Below are 23,676 nucleotides of genomic sequence, written 5' to 3'. Positions count from 1 at the left end.
GGCACGGGTGTACCGAGAGACGCGAGGGGAAGCGCCGCGAGTTCCATGGACACCGCCAAGATCCGCCGACTCGTCACCGACCTGGTGCGGGTCAACAGGGACTACCTGACGCGCCCCGAGTTCCGCAACGCCGCTCGCGAGCGCCTCGTCGCGGTCGACAACTCCCCGGTCTCGCGTGCCGAGGCCGCGCTCGTCGACGACGCCGCCCTCCCCTATCTGCACCTCGTCGAGACGAGCACCGCCCTCGCCGGGATCACCGTCTCGCACGACGCGGAGCCCCACCTCGACCTGGTCGTCGGCGAGATCCGGCCGGACGCGACCTTCGCCGGCATCTCGACGGCGCTGTCGGTCGGCCGGACCCTCGCGGCCGAACTCGGACTGCCCCTGCGCATCGTCATGGTGTCGTACACGACCTCCGGCAACTCGTCCGCCGCGGCCCAGGCCTTCGTCGGGGCGCGCTTCCCCGACGTCGAGGCCAGGGTGGTCGCGCGCGAGGACCTCCCGTCGATCCGGTTCTCGCCCGACGACTCGTGGCTCGTCACCCACTGGAAGACCGCCCACGCCGTCGACGTCGCGACCCGCAGCGGACGCATCGCCCGCGAGCGGGTCGCCTACCTCGTCCAGGACTACGAGCCCGGGTTCAGCCCCTGGTCGACCGAGTACGCGGTCGCGGCCTCGACGTACCGACGGGGGTTCCAGCCCATCGTCAACTCGACGCCCCTCCGCGCCTACCTCGAGGAGCAGCAGGGCCTCACCGTCGACGACGACCTGGTGTTCGCCCCCGACCTCGACCTCGACCTCCTCCGCCGCGTCGCCGCGAAGCGGTCGGCGGGCGAGACGACGCGCGTGTTGTTCTACGGACGTCCGAGCAAGCACCGCAACCTCTTCCGGCTCGGGGTGGCGGCGCTCAAGATCGCCGCCCGAGAGCTCGCCGCCTCGGGCCACCCGGTCGAGTTCGTGTCGGCCGGCGAGCTCCACGGCGACACGGATCTCGGCGGCGGCCACACCCTGCGGAGCGTGGGCACCCTGCCCTGGGACGACTACTTCGACCTCCTGGCGTCGACGAACGTCGTCCTGTCGTTGCAGTACAGCCCCCACCCGAGCCACCCGCCCTTCGACGCGGCCGTCTCGGGCGCCCTGGCCGTCACGAACGAGTTCGACGGCACCCGCTCGGGCCTGCACGACCGCATCGACGCCGTGGCCGCCGAGCCGGAGGCCCTGGCCGCGGCCGTCGTCTCGGCCGTCCGGCGGAACGCCGCGGAGGGCCCAGGGGCCTTCGCCGACCTCGCACCCGGTGCACTCGGCGGCACCCTCGCCTCCGCCGTCCGGTCGGCTGCCGAGCGCCTGACCGCCGCACGACCCGAGTCCGACGGCAGCCGTCGAGGAGGAACCCCGTGAGCACCTCCCCCGTCCAGACGTCCCCGGGCGTCACCGTCGTCGTCCCGGTCTACGGAGACCTGCCGTCCCTGCTCGACTGCATCGCGTCCCTCCTCGACCACGTCGACACCTCGCGGCACCGCGTCCTGCTCGTCAACGACTGCGGGCCGGACGCCGACGCGATCGAACGCGCCGTCCTCGAAGCCGTCGCCGGCCGTGACGGGTTCCGCTACGAAAGCAACGACCGGAACCTCGGTTTCGTGGGCACCTGCAACCGGGCCGTGACCGAGCTCGACACCTCCGACCGCGACGTGCTGCTCTTGAACAGCGACACCGTCGTCACCGCCGGGTTCATCGACGAGATGCTCGAGGTCCTCCTGGCGGCACCCGAGCACGGGGTCGTCTGCGCCCGCAGCAACAACGCCACGATCGCCAGCCTGCCGTTCCGCCAGGTGTCCCCCGCCGAGCGCTCGTTCGAACGCACCCTGCAGGTCGCCGCCGAGATCGTCCCCGTCCTGCCCCGATGGTACGTCTCGCCCGTGGCCATGGGCTTCTGCTTCCTGACGCGACGCGACCTGATCCGACGGTTCGGCCTGTTCGACGACGAGTTCGCCCCCGGGTACGGCGAGGAGAACGACTACTGCCTGCGCCTCAACGAGCACGGGTACCTCGCGCTGGTCGCGAACCGGGCCCTCGTGCTGCACGCCGGGTCCAAGAGCTTCGTCGGGGCGCGTCGGAACACCCTTCGTGACGCCCACCAGAAGAAGCTCGAGGCCCGGTACCCCTTCTACGGGTCGGCGACGGCCGCGTTCCTGCGGCACGACGTGCACCCCGCCGACCGGTTCGCCGACGCGCTCGTCCCGGGCGCCGCTCGGGACACGATGACGATCGACCTGCGGGGTGCGGCCGCCGCGGGTCTCGACGACGCACGACGCGACGGCGTCGTCACCCGCGCCTCCCGGGCCCTCGGCGACGCGTTCGCCCTCGAGCTCCTGGTCGACGACGAGGCGGTGTCGGCGGTGTCGGCCCTGGCTCCGACCGCGGTCGTGCGGAGCGACGCGCCGGACGACCAGATCGGCTCCCTCGGGCTGCTCGTCAACGGCCTCGTCGACGGTGACCGACTGCTGCAGGCCCACCGCCGGTACGCCGTCTGGGCGAGCCTCGACCTCGGGCTCTCCGCGCAGCCGGTCCGCTGGAGCGTCGACGGCCCCGCCGCCGGACGCCGCCTCACGGGTGCCGCGGTCGGCGACCACGCCGCGTTCACCGTCACCGACGACGGAGGCGCGGACGCGTCGCCGTGGACCTCCCTGCCCCGGCAGTGGTCGCGTCACCGGGCCACGCCCCTCGCCGACCGCGTGGCCGCGCTGCAGCAGCGAGCCGATCGGATCGGCCTCGCCGACGCCGTGGCGCACCGGTCGGCCTCGACGGACGCTCGGCGCCTGCACCGCTATCGTGACGAGCTCAACCAGCTCAAGGCCAGCCGCAGCTACAAGCTCGCGTCGGTCATCGGACGTGTCGCGTCGCGACTGCCCCGGGGCCGCTCGTGACCGGGCCCGACCGTCGGTCCGTCCCGGCGCTCGTGCGTCGCTCGCTCGCGAGGTTCCGACCCGAGCCGAAGCCGCTCACGGTCGAGGACCGCCTCAAGCGCTGGGCCGACCGCGTCGTCGAGTTCGACCTGGTCGACCGTCCGTACGTCGAGGCGATCACCGGCCGCCCGTTCGGGTCGGACGCCGAGGCGGCCCGCTTCGTCATCACCGGCGACGGCGGGCGTGGGCTCACCCTGTCGCCCCTCGTCGAGCCCGAGTGGCTGCAGGCCCAGCTCACCGACCCGAGGACGAGCTGGTTCGACTTCCTGCACCAGGAGGACGACCGGCTCGTCGAGACGGGTCCCGTCTTCGACGCCGCCGCCTACGTCGGCTCCCTGCCCGAGGCCGACCGCCCCCGGACGACGCTGGACGCCCTGCGGCACTTCCTCGCCCACGCCCGCCCCGAGACGCTGCTGCCGACCCCCGCCGGACGCCTCGGTGACGCGCCGACCTGGGCGGAGCACCGCGAGGCGGCCCTCGCCCGGGCCCGGTCGTTCGCCGCCGACCAGGTGCGCACCCGCCGCCGGTACCGGTCGACCTGGGACGGACTCGACGCTCCAGCGGCCCGTTCTCGCTACCGCCGGGGGCTCGAGAGGGCCGCGGCCGAGCCGCCGGTCGTCTCCGTCGTGCTGCCGACGCGTGACCGGGCCGACTCGCTGCGGGCGGCCATCGCCTCGGTCCGGGCGCAGACCTGGTCGTCGTGGCAGCTCGTCGTGGTCGACGACGGCTCGACGGACGGCACGGCCGACCTCCTGGCGGAAGCAGCCCGAGACGACCCCCGCATCGTCCCGCTCGCGCAGGCGTCGCTCGGCGCGGGTGCGGCGCGGAACACCGGTCTCGCGGCGGCCACGGGTGGCGTGGTGGCCTTCCTCGACTCGGACAACGCGTGGTACCCGACGCACCTCGAGATCGCGGTCGCGGCCCTGCTCGAGACGGGGGCCGCCGCGGTGCACACCGGCCTGCGGATGCGCGGGCTCAACGACCCCGCCGCACGGGACGGTGCCCCCGTCGAGACGTACCGCGGCGAGGACGGCACCTGGGAGGACCTCCTCGCCGGCAACTTCATCGACCTCAACGCCCTGGTCGTGACCCGTGAGGCCGCGGACGCGGTGGGCGCCTTCGACCTGCGGCTCAAGCGGTGGATCGACTACGACTACGTCCTGCGCCTCGCCCGGGCACACGGCGTGCCCACCTACGTGCCCCACCTCGGCGTCGACTACGACAACTCGCACGACGGCGGCCGCATCTCGTCGACCCACCCGGCCTCCTGGCAGGACGTCGCCGTGGCACCCCACCTGATCGACTGGACCGCCCTCGAGGCGTCGGCGGGCGACCGCTCGGACGACCGCGTGTCGATCGTCATGCCCGTCTACCGCGACTGGAAGCTCACCCGACGAGCCGTGGAGGCGGTGCTCGCGTCGGACGACGGAGCCCCGGGCGTCGAGGTGGTCCTGATCGACAACGCCTCCGGACGGTCCGTCTCGGCGATCCTCGACAGCTGGTTCGGCGGTGACGACCGCGTGACGGTCCACCGGCAGGCCCGCAACCTCAACTTCGGCCTCGGCAGCGACGTGGGGCTCGCCCTGAGCACGGGCTCGCGGGTGGTCATGCTGAACAACGACACCGAGGTGCGCCCGGGCTGGCTGGCCCCGCTGCTCGCCGCCCTCGACGACGAGGACGTCCTCGGGGCGCAGCCGCTCCTGCTCTACCCGGACGGCACGGTCCAGGCCGCCGGAACGGTGTTCGGCGGGGACAAGGTCATGCCCTGGCACTTCCTCGCCCACCACCCACGCCTCGACGTCGACCGCGCGGACGCCCGACGGTTCGCGGCCGTGACGGCGGCGGCCGCGGCCTTCCGGGCGCGCGACCTCATCAGGTGGCGGGGCTTCGACCCCGTCTTCGCCAACGGGCTCGAGGACGTCGACCTGTGCCTGCGAGCACTCGACGACCGCCCGGGGTCGCACTTCGCCGTCGTGCTCGAGTCGGTCGTCGTGCACCACGAGAGCACGTCGCCCGGGCGCGACGACGCCCGGCTCGTCAACCGCCGGCTGTTCGACGAGCGGTGGCGCGGACGCTACCCCGACCTCGACGTCGCGGGCTACGAGGCGGCCGGGCTCCGCCTGGTGGGCATCGAGGCCGGCGAGCCGCGAGGGCACGACGTCATGGTCAGGTCGTCCCGTCCCCTGGTCGAACGCGCCCCGCGCTCGGGCCCCTGGGAGCGCGACGGCCTCCGCTGGGCCCTCAAGGCCGACCTCTCGGACGCCCGGGCCGCCGCCGCCTGCGCGCGCCTCCGGGGCCACCTCGTCTTCCACGGGCACGACGTCGTCGTCGACGACGTCGCGGCGTTCTACCGGTCGTCGTGCTCGATCGACGACGTCGCCGTGCTCGTCGCGACGGCCGAGGGCGCGCCCCGCTTCGTTCCCCAGCCCGGCGCGGTCAACGCCGTCTGGCTCGACGAGGACGGCCGGGTGGACGACCTGACCCGCGCCTCCTTCTCGGTCCTGGCCGGTCCGGGGGCGGGTGACGACCACCCGGCGGTGAGCGGACGCGCCGCGATCGTCCTCGACCAGCTGCGCGCCGTCGCCGCCGAGGCCTCGTCGTGAGGACCGTCACGACGCTGGGGGTGTTCCCGGCCTACCGGGACAACCCCTACGTGAACCTGATGACCCTCGCACCACGGGCGGCCGGCGTCCGGGTCGACGAGACGACCACGCTCGAGGGGGCCGAGGCCGTGCTCGCCGGCCTGGCCGATGGTGACGCCTTCCACCTGCACTGGACCTCGCCCGTCGCCCAACGCGCCGTCGACGGACGCGAGGAGGCGCGGGCCCGGTCCGAGAGGTTCCTCGCGGCCCTGCGGCGGGCGCACGAGCGGGGCGTGCTGCTCGTGTGGACCATCCACAACGTCGTCCCCCACGACGCCCGTCACCTCGACGTCGAGGTCGCGCTCTGTCAGGCCCTGGCCGATCTCGTCGACGTCGTCCACGCCATGTCGACGGGCACCGTCGAGGCGACCCGCGAGCACTACGTCGTCGACCCCGCGAAGGTCGTCACGATCCCCCACCCGAGCTACCAGGGCGTCTACCCCTCGACGCTGCCCCGCCGCGAGGCCCGCGAGCGCCTGGGCCTCGGCGACGAGGACCACGCCGCCCTGTTCTTCGGCCAGATGAGGTCGTACAAGGGGCTCGACGTGCTGCTGTCGGCCCTCGGCCGGGTCGCCGACGACACGGGCCCCGAAGCCGCACGGCCGGTCGTCCTGCTCGCCGGCAAGACCTCCGCCGACGAGCTCGCGTTCGTCGAGGCGCACCTGCCGCCCGGCCAGCGCGCCGTGAGACACCACGACCACGTCGACGACGCCGACGTCGAGACCTGGTTCGCCGCGGCCGACGTCGCGGTGTTGCCGTACCGGCGCATCCTGAACTCGGGCACGGTGCACCTGGCGGCGACGTTCGGCCTGCCGGTCGTCCTGCCGGGCGAGGACCACCTGATGGCCGACTTCGGTGACGAGCCGTGGGTCGGGTTCTACGGCCTCGACGATCCCGTGGGCTCACTCGCGTCGCTGCTGTCGATGCCCGGCACGTACGCCATGCCCCGCGAGGGGGCTCAGGAGTTCGCCCGGCGCCTGTCGCCGTTCACCGTCTCGAACCGGTACGCCGACCTCCTGTCGGACCGCCTCGCCTGCCTCGGCACCTGGCGTGACGGCGACCGCTCCGAGGGCCCGACCGGCCGCCCGAGGGGCTCAGCCCACAGGGCCTAGCCCCGGCGGGTGGCGGGGACCGACGCGCGGAGTCGATCGAGCACCCGTCGAGGGATGCGTCGGACGAGGGGCGACCGACGGTCGACGACGAGGGCACGTCCCCGCCGACGGTCGCTGAGCCCCTGCAGGTCGTGCCAGATCGACAGCGGTGCGATCGGCATCGGCGTCGTGGCGACCGGCAGGTCGAGGACGAGCCCGTCGTCGACCGCGACGCGGACCTCGATCGAGTACCGGCCGCTCCGGGCCATCGACCGGGCGTCGATCTCCGCCGCCCATCGCGCCGTGTCTCCTGCCGCGGGGACCAGCTCGACCGGGCCCAGGTCGACGGCGTCGGTCGCCCCTCGTACCGAGGCGACCAACCGCGCCCCCGCGAGCGTGCCCACGTCGCCGACGGGACCGGTGACCCGCAGGGAGCGCCGCCCGGCGTCGATGCGGTCGACGCGGAGGGGCGCCGCCCGCCGGGCGGCCGAGACGCGCGCGACGGCGACGGGGGCGCCCCGCCGCGCGCCGTCGACCACGGCCCGGAGGACGGCCGAGGTCGTCCCGGACGCGGCGAGCAGGCGGCCCGCCGCCCGGGGCGCGCGGACGGCCGGACCGACGCGGAGGGCTGCCACGACGGCCGCGAAGGCCTCGGGGTCGTCCCGCTGGACGTGGTCGGCGTCGTTCGCCAGGGCGACGCCGAGGCCGTCGGTCGCCAGCAGGACACGGTCGACGCCGGGCAGGGCGTCCGGGTGCCGGTCGATCGCGTCGAGGGCCGTCACCCAGGCCGAGAGGCTCGCGGCGTCGTGCGAGCGTCGCGTCCTGGCCTCGTCCATCCGGACGGCGAAGTCGCGTGCGACGTCGATCTCGTCGGCCACGACCAGCAGTGCGAGGGCACGCTTGTCGGGGCCCGCCTCGTCCACCGCGTCGTCGGGCGCGGTCGTCAGGACGGCACGCGCGGCGGCGACGACGTCCGCCGAGACGTCCGCACCGGGCTCGAGTCGACTCAGCCATCCACTGAGGTGCACCCAGGCGTCGGCATCGAAGACGAGTCGGGAGTAGACGCGCCCCACGGCCGGACCGCCGTGTCCACGGACCAGCTCGGCGCACGCCGCCTCCTGGCGGAAGTAGCTCGAGGCGGCCGCGTCGGCCGAAGCCCGGGCCGTCATCGACGTCCGACCGGGCCGGTCCCGGTAGAGGTAGACGCACCGGGGCACGACGTCGATCGACGACGCCGACAGGATCGCCCGGGTCATGGGGACGATGTCGTTGGACCTCGGCACCTCGGGGAACGCCAGTCGCGTCCGGTCCCAGAACGAACGGCGGAACAGCTTGTTCCAACAGGCGCGGCCCGAGATGGCCCAAGGGACGTCCTCGGGCGCCGCTCCGTCGACCTGTTCGGCGAGGTCGGCCCATCGGGCCGTGGGGCTCCACGACCTGCTCGGCGAGAACTTGAGGTGGTCTCCGATCGCAAGGTCGGACCCGGTGCGCTCGAGGCTGTCGATCATCGCACGGTAGGCCCCCCGTGGGACGAGGTCGTCGCCGTCGGCGAAGACGAGGTACCGCCCGGAGGCCGCCTCGACGCCGTGGTTGCGGGCGTTGCCGCCGCCGGCCAGGGGCGACGTCAGGAGGCTGACGCGCGGGTCGCGCGCCGCGACCGCGCGCACCCGGTCGCGCGTGCCGTCGTCCGACCGGTCGTCCACGACGAGGACCTCCATGCCGTCGACGTCCTGGGCGAGGACGCTGTCGAGCAGCTCGTCGATCCACGGCTCGACGTCATGGGTGGGTACCACCACCGAGAGCGACGGACGCACCGGCATCACGCCCGCCCCACCGGACGGAGTCGCCGGACGACGGCTCCGACGGCGCGCCGCGCGGCACTCGTCGGCGGGGCGACGACGGTGGGGGCGAGCAGATCGACCCCGTCGGGCGAGGTGAGCACCACCGCCCATCGTTCACCGTCGACGGGATGGTCGGCGACGTCGACCACGGCCACGCCGCCGTCGCCGAGGTCCAAGTCGGCCACGCGACGCGACGCTCCGCCGTCGCGCTCCCGCCGGATCACCAGGCGCCCTCGTCGCAACTCCCCGGGCGAACCGCCACCCGTCACCTCGACGCGGACGCTGCGGCGAGCGCCCGACGACGAGCCGACGGACAGCCGGACCGAGGCCTTGCGGTGGCGGCGGAGCGCTCGCACGACGGTCTCGTCGCCGACGCGCAGCGCGTCGAGCACCTGGCCCTCGTGCAGGTCGAGGGCCGTCGACACGTGGCGGTCGTGGAACGCGGCGACCTCGCGGAGTCCGTGAACGGGGACTCGGCCGGCCTGGACAGCGTCCAGGGTCGGGCCGAAGAGGCGCTCGCGCCAGACGCCGGCCGCGAGGTCGGCCTCGGTCACGCCGATGGTCCGTGCTGCGTCGTGCCGCCCCGACCACGAGGCCCAGGCCTCCGCCGGATCGGCCGTGCGGGCGTCGACGGCGCCGAGCAGCGCGACGAGGTCGGCGACGCGTCCGGCGGCCAAGAGGCGGTAGGAGGCGCGGGGCAGCGGCGTGAGGACCTCCAGTTCCCCCGCAGGCACGACCGACACCAGCCACGCGCCGAACGAGACCAACGAGGATTGCTCGGCGGCCCCCATGCCCGCCACGCCGCGCACCCGGGTCCAGGCCTCGCGCAGCAGCAGCTTCTTGAGGTATGCCTCGACCGGGGGGCCGGGAGCCGTGCGCTGGTACTCGGCCAGCGCCTCCTTCGTCTGGACGATCCAGTCGTCGAGATGCGAGCCGGCCGCGATGCCGCCCGTGACCGAGGCCGCGTGACGACGGTGACGGTAGACGACCTGGTCGACGACGTCGATGCGCACTCCGGGCACGATGCGGGCCCAGTGGACGAGGTCCTCCGAGGTCGTCCCCTCGGGAAAGTCGACGGCGACCTCGGCCCGGTAGACCTTGTTCCAGGGGGTGTGGTCCTCGACGAGGGCGGGGACGTCGGCGAGCGTCACGCCGACCCGGGGCTCGTCGAACGCCCGTCCCTCGGTCGACCAGTAGGGCCACGAGGCCGTGTCGTCGGTGAACTGCTCGGCCCGTCCGGTCGCCACGTCGGAGCCCGACGCCTCGAGGCTGCCGACCAAGGCGGCGTAGGCGCCCGGGGGGACGACGTCGTCCGCGTCGGCGTAGGCGATGTACCGACCGGCTGCGGCACGACGGCCCACGTTGCGGGCGTACCCGGCCCCCCGCGCCTCCGGCAGCTCGATGACACGGGCCCGCGGCACCAGATCGAGGACTTCTCGGAGGGCGACGTCCGTTCCGTCGGTCGGGTGATCGAGCACGAAGACCAGTTCGACGTCCGCGAGCTCTTGCCGACTCAGGCTCAAGACGCACGATCGGATGAAGTCGACGGCACGACCGGCCGGCACGACGACGCTGAGGACCGGTCGCGGCCCGTGACGTGAATGCGAATCGACCACTCGACCAACCCCCGGATCGTGCACGAACGAGCTGCCGATGAGTGAGGTCTCGGCACTCCTCGAACCGACGACGGCAGGGACTGCGGGCCCCTGTTTTCGTTCGCCGTGCGAACAACACCCTAATATCGTTTCGTGCCGCAACCGGTCGGGGGTCGTTGCGACCAGATCCTCAACCCGCTTCGAGTCGCGTGCCACCCGTACCCCGCACACCGGCCGGGCCACGACAGAAGGACGATCACGTGTTGCCTCACGCCGCTTCCTCATCGGACGACGACGAGACCAGTCGTTTCCTCATCAGCATCGTCATCGCGACCTACGACGTCGAGAAGTACCTTCCCGCGTTCCTTCAGTCGCTCGACCAACAGACGGCCGACCTGGCCGACGTCCAGCTGGTCTTCGTCGACGACGGCTCTCCGGACCACTCCGGCGACCTCATCCGCGACTGGGCTCGAGGGCGCGGCGACGGCGTCCTCCTCATCTCGAAGGAGAACGGCGGAGCCGCGTCGGCACGCAACGCAGGACTGGGCGCCGTCGACGCCGAATGGGTCACGTTCGCCGATCCGGACGACGTGCTCGATCGCGACTACCTCCGCGAGGTCGTGAAGTTCGTCCGACTCCACGGGCAGCGGCCGCTCTCGGTCCTCGCCACCCACATCCTCATGCTCAACGACAGCACCGGGGAAGTGACGAACACCCACCCGTTGCGCTCGAAGTTCGACAAGGGCAGCCGCATCGTCGACCTCAGAGCAGAACCCCTCATCCAGATCAGCGGCGGCAGCACGTTCGTCCGGACGAGTGTGCTCCGGAAGGAGGGCATCACCTTCGACGAGAGGATCCGTCCCAACTTCGAGGACGGACATCTCATCTCCCGCGTGCTCCTCGCCCAGGAGACGCCGCGCGTCGGGATCGTGGCGTCTGCGAAGTACCACTACCGCTATCGCGCTGACGGCAGCTCCCTGGTGCAGAGCAGCCACGACAAGGCGACGAAGTACACCGACCTCCTGCGGTACGGGTTCCTGGACTTGATCGAGCGCGCGACCGACACCGGCGGGGCCGTGCCCCGTTGGCTGGAGAACGTCGTCCTCTACGACCTCCTGTGGTACTTCAAGAACGAGATGGCGATCCGCTCGTTGACCGCCGCGGCGCCCGCATCGACTTTTGACGAGTTCCACGAACTCATCCGACGGATCATCGGCCGGGTGAGCAGGGACGCCGTGCGGTCCTTCGACTTCATGAGCGTCGACTTCGTGGTCCGGGAAGCCGTGCTCCGCGGGTACGAGGACTCACACCAGGAGCCCGAGTACGTCCGGGTCTTCGCCGTCGACGAGTCACGGCAGGAGATCCACCTCACCTACTTCTTCACCGGCGAACAGCCCGAGGAGGTCGTGGTGGTCGACGGAGAGGTGACGGAGCCCTCGTTCGCCAAGACCCAGGACTACCGCTTCTACGGTCGAGTCCTGCTCCGGCGCCGGCATCTGTGGATCCGTCGAGGGATCTCGACGACCATGACCCTCGGCGGGCGCCCTGTCCCTTTCACCCGCGGGGAGCAGTGGGGGCACCAGGAGAGGCTGACGCACCGACAGATCAACCCGCTCATCATGAGCCAGCGAAAGAGGGTGAAGCCCCAGTACGCCGACCCGTCCGAGACCCTCCGCCGTCGAGCCGGCATCAAGGTCCGCGAGTGGCGGGAGGGCCTGTCGCGGAGCCTCTCACGCGACAGGATGGTGGACAACGCCCTGGCGATCACCCTCCACATGAAGAAGACCCGCGAGAAATTCGCGGATGCGTGGGTCTTCATGGATCGAAACACCGACGCCAACGACAACGCCGAACACCTCTACCGACACGTTCGGGCACGCCACCCCGAGATCAACGCCTGGTTCGTGCTCGAGAAGGATTCACCAGACTGGGCTCGCCTCGAGAAAGAGGGTTTCCGTCTCGTCGCCTATCGTTCGTGGGAGTGGCACCACCTGATCTTCAGCGCGGCCCACCTGGCCTCGTCCCACATCGACCAGTACGTGATCCGGCCCCTCCTGAACGCACGATACGGGTGGCCGCGCTTCCACTACACGTTCCTGCAGCACGGCATCACCAAGGACGACCTCTCCCGCTGGCTGAACGTGAAGCCGATCGACCTGTTGGTCACCGCCACGCCCCAAGAACACGATTCGATCGCCTTGGACGGCCCGTACGCCTTCTCGGGCAGGGAAGTCGTCATGACCGGCTTCCCCCGTCACGACGCGCTCCTCAGGTTGCGACGAGCCACGCCCGACGAGGCTCGATCTCTCATCGTCATCATGCCCACGTGGCGCCAGATCCTGCTCGGGCCGGCGCTGCCCGGGTCCAACAAGCGGACCAAGGGCGTCTTGTTCCCCGGTAGCGACTACGCGAGACAGTACGGTGAGCTCTTGCAGTCCCGGCGACTCAAGGAGCTCGCCGAAGAGGGCGGCAAATCCATCGTCTTCATGCCCCACCCGAACATGGCACCGCACCTCGACGACTTCGTCATCCCGTCACACGTCACACTCATGACGTTCCAGGAGAACAACGTGCAGGAGGTCCTCGCGCGAAGCGCCCTCGTCATCACCGACTATTCCTCCCTGGGCTTCGAGGCCGCCTTCCTCGACATCCCCCTCGTGTACTTCCAGTTCGACGCGGCGGAGTTCTTCAACGGCATGCACATCGGACGCCGGGGGTACTTCGACTACGCCCGAGACGGCTTCGGGCCGGTCGCCGAGACCGTGGACGACGTCAACCGGGCGGTCGACGCCATCAGCACCCTCGGCTTCACGATGGAAGCGACCTACGCCGCCCGCACGCGGTCCACCTTCACGCAACGCGACGACCAGAACAGTGAGCGGGTCGTCGTGGCGATGAAAGCCCTCGACGGTGGCCCACGGCTCGAGACCGAACCGAATCCCGTCGACCGCCCTGCGATCGATCCGGTCACCGTCGGGGACACGCAGTGATGGTCTCCCGGGTACCTCGAGGGCGCTCACCCCTCCACCGCTTTCTCCGGAAACACCGACGCGATCTCATCGATGGGACGACAGGCCCGATCGTCGTCGTGGCAGACAGCAGCAGTGCGGCGGTCGTCGACGTGTGGAACGAGACGGCGCCGGGGCGGGTCCATGTCTTGTCGAGTGACCGACCTGAGTCGGAAGGCGTCATCTGGCACGAGAGCACGCCGGATCGCGGCGCCTACCGACTCATCGAATCCATCGGAGACATCGCGATCATCGTCGATGCCACGACGGCGGGGGTGCTGCAGCGAGTCATCAACTGGGAGTGGCTGTTCTTCCACGTGAAGTTCGGCGGCTATTACGTCGCCGCCGAGGGAGCTCGCGAATCCGGATGGGTCGTCGCCACCAGGCTCGTCGGACGGCAGCACCGATCCGACAGGGAACTGGACGCTCTCCGCATGGCGATGAAACAGCAGATCAGCGACGAGGGCTTCACCATCCTTCCCAAGGTGCAACAGCACGTGTGGAAGACGCGCGAGGAATCGGCCACGGACGTCCTTCGAGCCCGCCACCCCGAACTGACGGTTCGGGAGCTCGACGTCAAGGCCGGCGGTGAAGAATCGTCCGACCTCGTCGTCGTCCAGCACGGCGGCGAGCAATCCCTCCCCGGGACCACGTTCGAGTACCCCTCCGCGACGCTCAGGTCGTACGAAGGGGACGTCCTGGTCGGGTCACACCTGCTCACGACGGTGAGCAACACAGCGCTGCCTTCGTCCTTCCGACACGCCCGCATGGCGAACGTGAGCAACATGCGACTGGTCAACGTCAATCGAGATATCGCCTCAGCAGGCGTCGAGGAACTGGGCGGCGCCGAGCGGCCCGGGGCGTTCTACGATCTCAACGCCGGCATCCCGGGGCACTTCGGTCACACGATGATGGAGTCCGTGGCGAAGCTCTGGGGCTGGGAGACGGCCAAAGCGGACGATCCTGATATGAAGGCGTACTACAGGGTTCCGACGGGCGAGTTCGACACGTCGCTCGTGACGGAACTGCTCGCTGCCTACGGCATCGAGGAGGGAGACATCCACTTCGCGACGGAGAACGAGCGCGTCACGCGTCTGGTCGCTCCGTCACTGCTCTGGCACAACGCGATTCCCTACCACTTCCACCCTGCCGTCCGGACGGTGTGGGACACACTGCGGGGCAACCTCGCACGTCTGGACGAGGGTTCACCACGCCGAATCTTCGTGTCGCGCGGTTCGTCGGCGACGTCGAGGGTCTGCCGGAACGGGACCGACGTCGAGGAGTTCTTCGAGGAGCGCGGCTTCACCGTCGTCAAGCCGGAATCACTGAGCCTGGAGGAGCAGGCCACGCTGTTCTTCAACGCCGACGACATCGCGGGTTTCGCGGGGGCGGCCATGTTCAACCTGATCTTCGCCGGTCGGCGGCCTCGGGTGACGGTCCTGAGCCACGAGTCGTACACGGCGAGGAACGAGCAACTGATCGCTTCGTCCGTCGCCCGTGAGCTCCACTACTTCTGGTCTCGCGCCGACGTCTCGCAGCCGAAGAACCGCTATTCACCGGAGGCCTTCCTCTCCGACTGGGAATTCGACTTCGCTCGAAACGGGAAAGAGCTCGAAGCCCTCCTGGCAAGCGCGAACCACGGTGAGGCCGCGAGCCGATGACGATGCCGCCATCACCCGATGCATCCCGGGTGTCCCAGAGACCCCGCACCGTGCGCTTCGCCGCCCTCGACGGTCTGCGCTTCTTCGCCGCCGTGGCCGTCGTGCTCTTCCACTTCACGGCGCGGACGACCGATGCTTGGCCCCAGCCCGTGTCGGAAGTCGCACCGTGGCTCTTTCGGGTCAGCAAAATCGGTTACTACGGTGTGGACCTGTTCTTCGTCATCAGCGGCTTCGTGATCCTGATGAGCGCGTGGGGTCGCACGACCCCCCAATTCGCGGCCTCGAGGATCTCACGCTTGTACCCGGCCTATTGGGCCGGTGTCCTCATCACCTCCGCAATCCTCCTCTGGAGCGGACGAGAAGGATTCGACGTCGGCAAGCTGCTGGTGAACCTCACGATGGCCCAATCCGCCTTCGGCATCCCGAACGTCGACGGCGTCTACTGGACACTCTGGGTCGAGCTCCGGTTCTACCTCTTGATCGGCCTGTTCATCCTCGTCGGCATCACCACGCGCCGGGTGCTCCTCTTCTCGGCCCTCTGGCCTGTCGTCGCCTTCATCGCCGAGAGGAGTGAGGCCCATCTCGTACAGACGCTGCTGATCCCTCACTACGCCAGCCTCTTCGCGGGAGGCATGCTGCTGTATCTCCTCCACCGGAACGGTCACTCGTTCTTGACGTGGATGCTCCTGCTGGCGAACGTCGCCTGGGCCGTGCCCACGGCGGGAGACGACGCCCGAGGTGCTGTTCTCGACACCACGGGGTCCGGTGTGAGCCCTGGCGTCGGTGCGCTGGTGATCGTGTTCTGCTTCGCTGCCGTCGCGGTGACGACCCTGACGCCCCTCGTGCGCCTCCGTTGGCGTTGGCTCACCACACTCGGCGTCCTGACCTATCCCCTCTACCTGCTGCACGAACAGATCGGATGGTCCGTCATCCGGGTCGTCGCACCACACACCGCGTGGCCTCTCGCGCTGGCCGCGGCTCTCCTCGTCAGCCTGGTGCTGGCCGTCCTCGTCAACAGGTTCGTGGAGGTGCCGTTCGCGAGCCGACTCCGCGACCGGTTGAGCGCCGAACTCGGGTCAGGGGCGACGGACGTCCGGAAGGCGGGCACGTCAGCACGTCGGCGCCGACGATCACCGATCGAGTGACCGGAAAACGGGTCAGACGGTGGCTGAGTAAGCCTTGATGACGGCCTCGGCCGGGCCGGTCTGCCTGAGCTTGCCGGCATCCAGCCAGGCCACCTGGTCGCACATCTCCTTGACCGTGTTCATCGAGTGCGACACGAGGATGACCGTCTGCCCGTCGGCCTTCATCTCCTTGAACTTGTTGCGGCAACGCTTCTGGAAGGTCGCGTCGCCGACCGCGAGGACCTCGTCCACCACCAGGATGTCCGGGGTCACGCTCACGGCGACAGAGAACCCGAGTCGGACGTACATGCCGGACGAGTAGTTCTTCACCGGCTGGTCGATGAACTTCTCGACACCCGAGAAGGCGACGATCTCGTCGAACTTCCGGGTGACCTCTTTCTTGGACATGCCGAGGATCGAGCCGTTCAGGAAGATGTTCTCGCGTCCGGAGAGCTCGGGGTGGAACCCCGAGCCGACCTCGAGCAGCGACGCCTGCCGGCCATTGGCCGTGATGGTGCCGGACTCGGGCTGCAAGATGCGCGCCAGGCATTTGAGGAGCGTCGACTTGCCCGAACCGTTCTTGCCGATCAGTCCGAAGGTCGACCCGCTCGGCACCTCGAACGAGATGTTGTTCAGCGCCCAGAAGTCGTCGTGGATGCTGCGTCGGCCACGCATCAGCATGGACTTCAACGAGTTGTTCTGCTCGTGGTACATCCGGAACTTCTTCGAGACGTCGTCGACGAGCACGGCGGGAGCGTTCATAGCAGTTCGGCCAGTCTCTTCTCGTTCTTCGAGAAGGCGAGGAACCCGACGGCGAACATGATCGACGCCGCGAGGAGGATGAAGACGCCGTCGGACGGGTCGGGCCAACGGTTGTCGTAGAGGAAGTTGCGGAACACCTCGACGAAGCGCTCCATGGGGTTCAGCCGGTAGACGGTGAGTATCCACGAACCGTGCTTGGCCGACGCCTCCTCGACCAGCGAGATCGGGTAGATGATCGGCGTGAGGTACATCCACATCTGCAGCACGATGCCCATCAGGTGCTGCATGTCCCTGAAGTACACGTTCGCGATCGCCAGCAGCATCGCCATGCCCGCCGCGAAGAAGGCGAGCGCGATCATCGTCAGGATGACGAACGGCAACCACAGCCAGAGCTTCGAGCCGAAGACGACCAAGGCGAGGCAGAGGACGCCCATCTCGATGAGCCACGTGAAACCCACCGAGCCGACCGTCGAGAGCGGCAGGTTCATCCGGGGGAAGTACACCTTCTTGATCAACGAGCCGTTGGCCGTGATCGACGACATCCCCCCGTTGACGACCCGGGTGAAGAACATCCAGGGCAGCAGACCCGACATGAGCCACAGCGGATAGATCTGGATGCCGCTCGGGTCACCCGTCTGAATGCGCGCCCGGAAGATGAACGAGAAGACGATCGTGTAGACCAGCATCGTCGCCAGAGGGTTGATCAGCGACCACAGCTGACCGAACACCGTCCGCCGGTACTTGCCCTTCACCTCGCGCATCGTGAGGTTCGCCAAGAGTTCGCGTGACGAGACGAGTTCGCTCAAGTAGGTCATGCAGTTGTTCTCCCAGCTGCGCTATGGAACAGCAGCCGCTGTCGGGAAGGCGGACAAAGCATTGTCACACATCCGCCCTGCGTGCACGGCACCGCTCCGCGGGCGCCCGAGGCAAGGTGTCCATTCAGTGGCATGGAGATAGACGGCACTTGTAGGCTTGTCGAATGCGTGTCATGTTCTCGAACCACAGCACCGCCCCGGTGAACCTGGGCGGGGCGGAGCGCTCGCTGCTCCGGTTGGTCGAGGACTGGAAGGTTCGCCGCCCCGACCTCGACGCGGTCTTCGTCACGAAGGCACCCGAGGGGCAGTTCATCAAGGCGCTGCGCGAGAGGGGCTGGCCGTTCAAGGCCTACCGCTTCCGAGGGTGGGCGGTGCCCAGCGACCAACCCGCACCCGCAGCCGAGACCGCCTCGTTCGCGACGGTCGACTACGCAGCCGTCCGCGCGATGATCCGCGACATGGAGGCCGACCGGCCCGACCTCGTCGTCACCAACACGCTGGTGGCCCCCTGGGCGGCCTTCGCCGCGGCGACCCTCGGCATCCCGCACGCCTGGTTCGTCCGCGAGTACGGAGATCTCGACCACGGCTTGCAGTTCCAGACGGGACGGGTGTCCACCATCCACGACATCGGCCTCCTCAGCCAGGCCGTCTTCACGAACTCCCTCGCCCTCAAGACCCACCTGTCCGACCACCTCGACGCCGACAAGGTAACGGTGGTTTACCCGCAGGTCGATGCCGCCCAGGCTCGGCGGCTCGGGCTCGAGCGGCCCGCCACGCCGCCCTTCCCCCAGGCGGCACCGGGTCTCCGCATCACGGTCGTGGGACGCGTCGAACCCGGCAAGGGACAACACCGCGTCATCGACGCCGTCGCCGAGCTCAAGCGACGAGGCGTCACGGCGACGGTCTGCTTCGTCGGGTCATGGAAGGAGCCGGGCTACGACGTGGCCTTGCGCGACCGTGCCCGGTCGGCAGGAGTGGCCGAGCAGGTGACCCTCGTCGGAGAACAGGCCAATCCCTACGCGTTCATCTCCGCCGCCGACGTCTGCGTGACGCCGTCCACCCTGGAGGCCTTCGGCCGGACCACGCTCGAGTACATGCTGCTGAGCAAGCCGGTGGTCGCGTCGAACTCCGGCGGAAGTGCCGAACTCGTGGTGCCCGGCGTGACCGGTGCGCTGTTCGACCTCGACCGTCCCGACGCCCTGGCCGACGCCCTCGAGCCCTACGCGACCTCGCCCGACCTCGTGCGCGAACACGGCGACGCCGCCGCTCGGCACCTCGAGACCGTGGTCCACGGCCGGTACGGCAACGACGCAGCCATCGACCGCCTGGAGTCGCTCGTCGGCGGACCGGCCTACCGCCTGCCCGACGTGGCCCGCTACTGGTTCGCCCTTCCCGAGGCGTACGCGTCGCTCGGTGCCATGTCGGGGAAGATGGCCGCGGGACTGCTGGTGTCGCGCCTCCGGACCCGCTCCGGACTCGTCGGTCGGGTGATGCGCCGACCGGCCGTGGCCGTGAAGCGGATGGTCGGCCGGTGACGGACCCCGGCACCAGACGCCCCGTGACCGTGGTCGTCCCCGTCTACGACGACATCTCCGGCCTCGAGACGTGCGTCCGGTCGTTGATGCAGAACATCGACTTCGGCCTCGACCGGGTGCTGCTCACGAACGACGTCGGACCCCAGGCCGACGCCATCGAGACCATGTTGCTCGACCTCGTCGGATCGCACCCCGGGTTCGAATACCACCGCAACGAGGCCAACCTCGGCTTCGTGGGCAACTGCAACAGGGCGGTGCTCGAGCTCGACCGGACGGGCAACGACGTCCTGCTGCTCAACAGCGACACCGTCACCACGCCGGGTTTCGTCGACGAGATGGCGGCCGTCCTCTACGCCTCCCCCCACCACGGCGTGGTGGCACCCCGCAGCAACAACGCGACGCTGGCGAGCATGCCCGACGCTCGGCGGGTCAAGCACGGCCCGCGCTCGATGGAACGCAGTGCCGAGGTCCACGCCCTCGTGTCGCCGCTCCTGCCCCGGTTCTCGGTCGCCCCCGTCGCGATGGGGTTCTGCTACCTCGTCAAGCGCGAGCTGATCGACCGTTTCGGCTTCTTCGACGAGGCCTTCTCGCCGGGCTACGGAGAAGAGAACGACTTCTGCCTCCGGATCAACGAGCACGGCTACGTCTCGCTGCTGGCCAACCGGGCCATGGTCTTCCACGTCGGCAGCACCAGCTTCAGCGGCGACGTCGGCCCCTCGTTGAGGTTCGCCCACGAGAAGTTGTTGATCGAGCGGTATCCGTTCTACGTCGGCGCCCTCGAGATGTACCGGGCCGTCGAACGCGACCCCATCGACGCCTTCGCGGACACCCTCGTCCCCTCCGACGACGTCATCCGGATCGCCGTCGACGTCCCCGCCGACGTCGACGACTCGATCGTCGACCTCGTCGACACGCTCGTCGGAGAGATGGAAGGGGCCGCGGAGGTGACCGTCGTGGCCACCGCCAAGGTCGCCCGCCGACTGCGGACGCGACGAGAGCACCTCCGCCTGCAGGATCCGCGATCGGTCGCCACGGTCTTCGACGCCGTGGCCCTCATCCGCTCGGGAACGTCCCTCGAACGCCTCATCCGGGTCAACCAGCTCGCCCCGCGGCTGATCGTCATCGACCGGGGCACCCGCGACGACCGCCGGTGGGCGAAGCGCGTCTCGCGCCACCGTTACGACGCCGTCCGACAGACCGCCGTGCGGTACGCGGACAACCGCATCGACAAGTCGTCGGGCGCCGACGGCGAAGCGGGCGCGGGCGCGTCCGTCGTGATGGCCGCCTCGGTGCCCATCGAGGCCTCGCGCCTCCGGGCCCGGTGGGCGGCTCTGGCCGGAGCCGGCCTGGCGACGGGCGTCTGGGACATCCCCCTGCGGGCGTCGCGCCAGAGGCGCTACGCCCTGTTGCTGGCGTCGCGGTATCCGATGGTGAGCCGGCGGTTGCGCACCCTGCTGCACCGATGACCCCGGCTCGACCAGCGGCCCCCGGGCCACCCAGTAGCATCGACTGACCCGTCCGAGAACGACCACCCCAAGGAATCAGCGTGAAAATCCTCGTCACCGGCGGCGCCGGCTTCATCGGCTCCAACTTCGTCCGTCGCACCCTCGAAGACGCCTACCCGGGACTCGAGGGCGCCGAGGTGGTCGTGCTCGACGCCCTGACCTACTCGGGCAACGAGGCCAACCTGGCGAGCGTCGCCGACTCCCCCCGCTACACCTTCGTCAAGGGTGACATCCGTGACGGCGCGCTGCTCGACACGCTCTTCCCCGAGGTCGACGCCGTCGTCCACTTCGCGGCCGAGTCGCACGTCGACCGCTCGGTCCGCGACGCGTCGATCTTCGTCGAGACCAACGTGCTCGGCACCCAGCAGCTGCTCGACGCCGCCCTGCGCAACGACCTGAAGCGCTTCGTGCACGTCTCGACCGACGAGGTCTACGGCTCGATCGCCGAGGGCTCGTGGGCCGAGGACCGCCCGCTCGAGCCGAACTCGCCCTATTCGGCGTCGAAGGCCGGCAGCGACCTGCTCGCCCGCAGCTACCACCGCACGCACGGCCTGAACGTGTCGATCACGCGCTGCAGCAACAACTACGGTCCGTACCACTTCCCCGAGAAGGTCATCCCCCTATTCGTCACGAACCTCATCGACGACCACCACGTGCCCCTCTACGGCGCGGGAAACAACATCCGCGACTGGCTGCACGTCGACGACCACACCCGCGGCATCGCGATGGTGCTCGTGAGCGGCCGCGCCGGCGAGATCTACAACATCGGCGGCGGCACCGAGCTCACCAACGAGGAGCTCACCGGGATGCTGCTCGAGGCGACGGGCAAGGACTGGTCCTACGTCGACCGCGTCCAGGACCGCCTCGGCCACGACCTGCGCTACTCGGTCGACATCTCGAAGATCCGCGACGAGCTCGGCTACGAGCCGCAGGTGCCCTTCGAGCAGGGACTCGCCGACGTCGTGCAGTGGTACCGCGACAACCGCGAGTGGTGGCAGCCCCTCAAAGAACGCGCCGCCCTCTGATGGCGGTGCGCCAGAACGCCCGGTACCTGGTGACCGGGGCGCGCGGCATGCTCGGGTCCGACCTCGCCGAGGCACTCTTCGGCCGTGACGTCACGCTCCTGTCGCGCGCCGACCTCGACGTGACCGACCGCGACGCGGTCTCCGACGCCGTGCAGGGCCACGACGTCGTCATCAACGCCGCGGCCTACACCGCCGTCGACGCCGCCGAGACCGACGAGGACACCGCGCGCGCCGTCAACGGCACCGCGGTCGGACTGCTCGCCGAGGCCACGGCGACCCACGGGGCCAAGCTCGTCACCATCTCGACCGACTACGTCTTCGCGGGGGACGCCACCGAGCCCTACGACGAGGACGCACCGCTCGCACCCCTGGGCGCCTACGGGCGCACGAAGGCCCTCGGCGAACGCCTGGCGCGAGACGGCAACCCCGACGGCAGCTACATCGTGCGGACCGCCTGGCTCTACGGGCGGCACGGTGCGAACTTCCCGAAGACGATGCTCGGCCTGGCGGCCCACCGCGACAGGCTCTCGGTCGTCGCCGACCAGGTCGGGCAGCCCACCTGGACGCTCGACCTGGCCCACCAGATCGTCGCCCTGCTCGATTCGGACGCGCCCGCCGGCACCTACCACGGCACCAACGAGGGCAGCGTCAGCTGGTTCGAGTTCGCCCGCGCGGTCTTCGAGGAGTCCGGTCTCGACGCTGCTAGGGTCGAGCCGACCGACAGCTCGACGTTCGTCCGCCCCGCCCCGAGACCGAGCTACAGCGTGCTCGGTCACGACGCGTGGCGCCGAGCGGGGCTCACCCCGATGCGCTCATGGAGACAAGCCTTGTCCGAGGCCGCCAACACGGGAGTCCTGCAGAACGATGACAACGCTTCGAGTGGTCGTTGACCAGATCCTCGCACCCGTACCCGGCGGCATCGGGCGTTACACCGAAGAGATCACCCGTGCGCTGATCCGCACCGCCCCAGGCGGCTGCACCGTCGAGGGCATCGTCGCGGCGCACCCCCAGGCCGACTACGACCGGCTCACCGACTGCCTGCCCGGCCTGTCGCACCTGACCAAGACCCTGGTCGGCCGGCGAGAGCTGTCGGTCGCCTGGCAGACGGGCGTGATCGGCCCGAGCGGTCGCGGCATGGTCCACGCCACGAGCCTGATGGCCCCACTGAGGCGACACGACCGTCAGCTCGACCCCAGCACGCAGACCGTGGTCACCATCCACGACACCGTGCCGTGGACGAACCCCGAGACCCTCACGCCCCGCGGGGTCAGCTGGCACAAGGCGATGACGAAGCGTGCCCACCGGTACGCGGACGCCGTGGTCGTGCCCACCCACGCCGTGGCCCGCGACCTGGGCGAGTGGTTCGACTTCGGCGACCGCATCCGCGTCATCGGCGGGGCCGTCAGCGACGCCCTGGCCGTCCCCGACGACGCCGACGAGGTCGCGGACTCCCTCGACCTGCCCGAGCGCTACCTCCTCAGCGTGGGAACCGTCGAGCCGCGGAAGGGCATCGAGCCCCTCATCCAGGCCCTCGCGCACCCCGACGCCCCCGACCTGCCCCTGCTGATCGTCGGCCCCGAGGGCTGGGGCGACGTCCGCGTCGCCGACATCGTCGAGAAGGCCGGCCTCGCGCCCGACCGCGTCCGCACCCTCGGCTTCGTCTCGGACGCCCAGATCGCCGTGCTCTACCAGCGTGCAGCCGCCTTCGTCTTCCCGAGCCTGGCCGAGGGCTTCGGGCTGCCCGTCGTCGAGGCCCTGAGCTTCGGCACCCCGACCATCGTGTCGGACGCCCCGGCTCTCGTCGAGGTCGCCGCCGACGCCGCGGTCGTCGTGCCGCGAGACGACCCCGAGAGCTACCCCGAGCGCCTCGCGCAGGCGATGTTCCAGGTCGTCAACGACCTCGAGCTCTCGTCCCGCCTCGGCATCGCCGGCCTCGACCGTGCGCGAGCCTTCAGCTGGACCGACTCCGCCGACAAGGTCTGGCAGCTGCACGCCGACCTCTAGGCGTCCCCGAGGTCGCGAGCCGCGCCTCCCGCGTCACGACACCACCGGAGGCGCGGGTCACCGTGCGCCCGGAGCGGCCGACGAGCGTCGGCAGGCACGGGAGGC

At 70.1% G+C, this 23,676-nt stretch carries 16 protein-coding genes; 12 read left to right on the top strand and 4 right to left on the bottom strand.

Annotated features, from left to right (window positions below; all coding sequences use genetic code 11):
* Window positions 1–45: 45 nt before the first annotated feature.
* Genes AC3CCI_RS12340 through AC3CCI_RS12325 form a run of 4 tightly spaced genes read left to right on the top strand, consistent with a single transcriptional unit; the run spans window position 46 to window position 6,717 of the window.
* Complete coding sequence (locus tag AC3CCI_RS12340; RefSeq protein ID WP_488627371.1) at window positions 46–1,398, top strand: rhamnosyltransferase WsaF family glycosyltransferase; 1,353 nt, start codon at window positions 46–48, stop codon at window positions 1,396–1,398.
* A complete protein-coding gene (locus AC3CCI_RS12335) occupies window positions 1,395–2,924 on the top strand; it encodes a glycosyltransferase family 2 protein (protein WP_488627370.1) in 1,530 nt (509 codons plus the stop codon). The genes AC3CCI_RS12340 and AC3CCI_RS12335 overlap by 4 nt, the downstream gene beginning before the upstream one ends.
* The gene (locus AC3CCI_RS12330; RefSeq protein ID WP_488627369.1) at window positions 2,921–5,566 is read left to right on the top strand and encodes a glycosyltransferase; all 2,646 of its coding nucleotides are present in this window, start codon (window positions 2,921–2,923) and stop codon (window positions 5,564–5,566) included. The genes AC3CCI_RS12335 and AC3CCI_RS12330 overlap by 4 nt, the downstream gene beginning before the upstream one ends.
* Window positions 5,563–6,717 carry a glycosyltransferase gene (locus tag AC3CCI_RS12325; RefSeq protein ID WP_488627368.1) on the top strand — a complete coding sequence of 385 codons (1,155 nt, stop codon included), beginning with the start codon at window positions 5,563–5,565 and terminating at the stop codon, window positions 6,715–6,717. The genes AC3CCI_RS12330 and AC3CCI_RS12325 overlap by 4 nt, the downstream gene beginning before the upstream one ends.
* Here AC3CCI_RS12325 and AC3CCI_RS12320 read toward each other — a convergent pair.
* Window positions 6,714–8,516: a glycosyltransferase family 2 protein gene (locus AC3CCI_RS12320; RefSeq protein ID WP_488627367.1), complete on the bottom strand. Its 1,803-nt coding sequence runs from the start codon at window positions 8,514–8,516 to the stop codon at window positions 6,714–6,716. The two genes, AC3CCI_RS12325 and AC3CCI_RS12320, sit on opposite strands and share 4 nt — an antisense overlap.
* Window positions 8,516–10,417, bottom strand: a complete 1,902-nt coding sequence (locus AC3CCI_RS12315; RefSeq protein ID WP_488627366.1) for a glycosyltransferase family 2 protein — start codon at window positions 10,415–10,417, stop codon at window positions 8,516–8,518. The genes AC3CCI_RS12320 and AC3CCI_RS12315 overlap by 1 nt, the downstream gene beginning before the upstream one ends.
* Here AC3CCI_RS12315 and AC3CCI_RS12310 point away from each other — a divergent pair.
* The 3 genes from AC3CCI_RS12310 (at window position 10,393) to AC3CCI_RS12300 (ending at window position 15,946) form a co-directional block, all read left to right on the top strand.
* Window positions 10,393–13,122 carry a bifunctional glycosyltransferase/CDP-glycerol:glycerophosphate glycerophosphotransferase gene (locus tag AC3CCI_RS12310; protein WP_488627365.1) on the top strand — a complete coding sequence of 910 codons (2,730 nt, stop codon included), beginning with the start codon at window positions 10,393–10,395 and terminating at the stop codon, window positions 13,120–13,122. The two genes, AC3CCI_RS12315 and AC3CCI_RS12310, sit on opposite strands and share 25 nt — an antisense overlap.
* Before the next feature lie 98 nt (window positions 13,123–13,220).
* Window positions 13,221–14,801: a glycosyltransferase family 61 protein gene (locus AC3CCI_RS12305; RefSeq protein ID WP_488627364.1), complete on the top strand. Its 1,581-nt coding sequence runs from the start codon at window positions 13,221–13,223 to the stop codon at window positions 14,799–14,801.
* Between the two features lie 29 nt (window positions 14,802–14,830).
* Window positions 14,831–15,946, top strand: a complete 1,116-nt coding sequence (locus AC3CCI_RS12300; RefSeq protein WP_488627363.1) for an acyltransferase family protein — start codon at window positions 14,831–14,833, stop codon at window positions 15,944–15,946.
* 12 nt (window positions 15,947–15,958) lie between these two features.
* Here the strand turns inward: AC3CCI_RS12300 and AC3CCI_RS12295 are convergent, their stop codons facing one another.
* Both AC3CCI_RS12295 and AC3CCI_RS12290 read right to left on the bottom strand, forming a co-directional pair.
* Complete coding sequence (locus tag AC3CCI_RS12295; RefSeq protein WP_488627362.1) at window positions 15,959–16,687, bottom strand: ABC transporter ATP-binding protein; 729 nt, start codon at window positions 16,685–16,687, stop codon at window positions 15,959–15,961.
* Window positions 16,684–17,502 (bottom strand): ABC transporter permease, encoded by an 819-nt coding sequence (locus AC3CCI_RS12290; RefSeq protein WP_488627361.1) that lies wholly within the window; start codon window positions 17,500–17,502, stop codon window positions 16,684–16,686. The genes AC3CCI_RS12295 and AC3CCI_RS12290 overlap by 4 nt, the downstream gene beginning before the upstream one ends.
* A gap of 173 nt (window positions 17,503–17,675) precedes the next feature.
* Here AC3CCI_RS12290 and AC3CCI_RS12285 point away from each other — a divergent pair, with 173 nt between their 5' ends.
* The 5 genes from AC3CCI_RS12285 to AC3CCI_RS12265 all read left to right on the top strand — a co-directional run bounded on the left by AC3CCI_RS12285 (window position 17,676) and on the right by AC3CCI_RS12265 (window position 23,571).
* On the top strand, window positions 17,676–19,037 hold the full coding sequence (locus AC3CCI_RS12285; protein WP_488627360.1) for a glycosyltransferase family 4 protein: 1,362 nt from the start codon (window positions 17,676–17,678) through the stop codon (window positions 19,035–19,037).
* A 23-nt stretch (window positions 19,038–19,060) separates the two neighbouring features.
* Window positions 19,061–20,503: a glycosyltransferase family 2 protein gene (locus AC3CCI_RS12280; protein ID WP_488627359.1), complete on the top strand. Its 1,443-nt coding sequence runs from the start codon at window positions 19,061–19,063 to the stop codon at window positions 20,501–20,503.
* 80 nt (window positions 20,504–20,583) lie between these two features.
* Window positions 20,584–21,567 carry a dTDP-glucose 4,6-dehydratase gene (gene rfbB / locus AC3CCI_RS12275; protein ID WP_488627358.1) on the top strand — a complete coding sequence of 328 codons (984 nt, stop codon included), beginning with the start codon at window positions 20,584–20,586 and terminating at the stop codon, window positions 21,565–21,567.
* On the top strand, window positions 21,567–22,457 hold the full coding sequence (gene rfbD / locus AC3CCI_RS12270; protein WP_488627357.1) for a dTDP-4-dehydrorhamnose reductase: 891 nt from the start codon (window positions 21,567–21,569) through the stop codon (window positions 22,455–22,457). Before rfbB ends, rfbD begins: the two co-directional genes overlap by 1 nt.
* Window positions 22,447–23,571, top strand: a complete 1,125-nt coding sequence (locus AC3CCI_RS12265) for a glycosyltransferase family 4 protein (protein WP_354593107.1) — start codon at window positions 22,447–22,449, stop codon at window positions 23,569–23,571. Before rfbD ends, AC3CCI_RS12265 begins: the two co-directional genes overlap by 11 nt.
* The last annotated feature ends 105 nt before the right edge of the window (window positions 23,572–23,676 follow it).

Source organism: Frigoribacterium sp. CF331 (genome assembly GCF_057787905.1).
This window is presented reverse-complemented; position numbering and strand designations above follow the sequence as displayed.

Bases quoted from the DNA above. Each gene is read 5' to 3' on its own strand.
- AC3CCI_RS12340 (WP_488627371.1), top strand. From the start codon at position 46: ATGGACACCGCCAAGATCCGCCGACTCGTCACCGACCTGGTGCGGGTC.
- AC3CCI_RS12285 (WP_488627360.1), top strand. From the start codon at position 17,676: ATGTTCTCGAACCACAGCACCGCCCCGGTGAACCTGGGCGGGGCGGAG.
- AC3CCI_RS12295 (WP_488627362.1), bottom strand. From the start codon at position 16,687: ATGAACGCTCCCGCCGTGCTCGTCGACGACGTCTCGAAGAAGTTCCGG.
- rfbD (WP_488627357.1), top strand. From the start codon at position 21,567: ATGGCGGTGCGCCAGAACGCCCGGTACCTGGTGACCGGGGCGCGCGGC.
- AC3CCI_RS12320 (WP_488627367.1), bottom strand. From the start codon at position 8,516: ATGCCGGTGCGTCCGTCGCTCTCGGTGGTGGTACCCACCCATGACGTC.
- AC3CCI_RS12315 (WP_488627366.1), bottom strand. From the start codon at position 10,417: ATGAGGAAGCGGCGTGAGGCAACACGTGATCGTCCTTCTGTCGTGGCC.
- AC3CCI_RS12290 (WP_488627361.1), bottom strand. From the start codon at position 17,502: ATGACCTACTTGAGCGAACTCGTCTCGTCACGCGAACTCTTGGCGAAC.